The 216-nt window shown below is 44.4% G+C and carries 1 protein-coding gene; it reads right to left on the reverse strand.

The features are described from left to right. A partial coding sequence (locus SMIDD26_RS11075; protein ID WP_246747050.1) for an FIVAR domain-containing protein occupies positions 1–216 on the reverse strand: 216 nt, incomplete at both ends.

The following is a 216-nucleotide window of genomic DNA, read 5'->3' on the forward strand; positions in this document are numbered from 1 at the left end:
GAGCTGTTTCGACTTTGCTTGTTTCTGCTGTGATTTCTGCTTGTGTCACATTTGCTTTAGCCAAGACGCCTTCTGCAGCTGTGATTGCTTGGTCATAAGCTCTCTTATTTTCATCCGTAGCGTTATAGTAAGCTGGGGTTTGGCGTTTGCCTGGTGCTGCATTCACTAAGTTTTGTAGTGGACTCTTATCTGTAGCTGTACCTGTTAGCTTACCTT

It is taken from the genome of Streptococcus mitis, assembly GCF_001579035.1.
GTDB classification, from domain to species: Bacteria; Bacillota; Bacilli; order Lactobacillales; family Streptococcaceae; genus Streptococcus; species Streptococcus mitis_J.